Below are 1292 nucleotides of genomic sequence, written 5' to 3' on the forward strand. Positions count from 1 at the left end.
GGATCATTCCTAAAAGTTGTGTGTGAATTAAAATAGAAGTTGGATTTTTGTAAAAAAAATGGAACTGTCCTTAGACTTATTAAAGTTAATTCTACCTGAGTTATTAATTACTCATTTTACAATTGTCTCCTATGAGACAAGAGATAAAGTTCTTCATTTGCATTTTGAAGAAAAGAAAGATATTCCTAAAGAGGAGCAACATCGAATACTAATTGCTCACGGATTCCACAAGGAGATTACTATTCAAGATTTTCCATTACGAGGCAAAGAAGTTTATCTTCATATCAAACGTCGTCGTTGGTTGGATAAAACCACTAAACAAGTTGTTCAAAGAGATTGGGATTTAGTAACACAGGGAACTCGTATGACCGTAGAGTTCGCTGCTTTTTTAAAAGTACTTAGTCAGTACTAAACCCAACGACTGTCATACCATTGGTGGTTTTTATGGAGTTAATGGCAAGAAATTGCAACGACAGTTTCGGGATTATTTAAGTGAATTTAAAGAGTGGGAATCTAAATCTCATGCTAAACAATGGCTGATCTTTCCAGAAAATATGGGTAAATACCTATCTATTGATGAGACAGCACTATCCAAAGGAGAGCTCTATACCATTATCACTAATAAAAAAGCTAAAGGTAAGAAAGGAGCTATCGTAGCCATACTAGCAGGAACCAAAGCAGAGCCTATTATAGAACAACTACTTAAGATTCCAAAATCACTTAGAGGTAAAGTAAAAGAGGTTACTCTGGATATGGCACACTCGATGAAGATGATTGTAAAGAAATGTTTTCCTAAAGCTACTCAAGTTACGGATCGTTTTCACGTACAAAAACTTGCTTTAGAAGCCTTACAAGATATTAGGATCAAACATCGATGGGAAGCGATAGACTTAGAAAATGAACAAATTAAACAAGCTAAAACCAAACAAATCAATTTTAAACCTGAAATATTCTCAAATGGAGATACTAGAAAACAACTCTTAGCTAGAAGTAGATATCTACTCTATAAAGCACCAAATAAATGGACTCAAAATCAATATCTCAGATCCAAGATACTGTTCGATCAATACCCAGACATTAAAAAAGCATACGACTTAGTACAAGGATTAAGAAACATATTCAATACTGCAACTTCTATCCAAGCGGCATATACTAGACTAGCTCATTGGTATAAAAATGTAGAACAAACAGGATTTAAAGCATTCAATACCATCGCAAATACAATAACTATAAACTACCGATCAATCTTAAATTACTTTATCAATAGAAGCACAAATGCATCAGCAGAATCC

At 33.7% G+C, this 1292-nt stretch carries 2 protein-coding genes; both read left to right on the forward strand.

From position 1 onward, the window contains the following. The first annotated feature begins 58 nt into the window (after positions 1-58). Positions 59-412 (forward strand): ISAon1 family transposase N-terminal region protein, encoded by a 354-nt coding sequence (locus ACFO3O_RS22510; protein WP_379983066.1) that lies wholly within the window; start codon positions 59-61, stop codon positions 410-412. Between the two features lie 52 nt (positions 413-464). Then, positions 465-1292 (forward strand): ISAon1 family transposase (locus tag ACFO3O_RS22515; protein ID WP_379983067.1); only part of this gene is annotated, 828 nt, incomplete at its 3' end.

The organism is Dokdonia ponticola (genome assembly GCF_042653865.1).
Lineage (GTDB): Bacteria > Bacteroidota > Bacteroidia > Flavobacteriales > Flavobacteriaceae > Dokdonia > Dokdonia ponticola.

What these genes read in the sequence shown, in the direction of transcription:
- ACFO3O_RS22510 (WP_379983066.1), top strand. Translation starts at nt 59, where the DNA reads ATGGAACTGTCCTTAGACTTATTAAAGTTAATTCTACCTGAGTTATTA.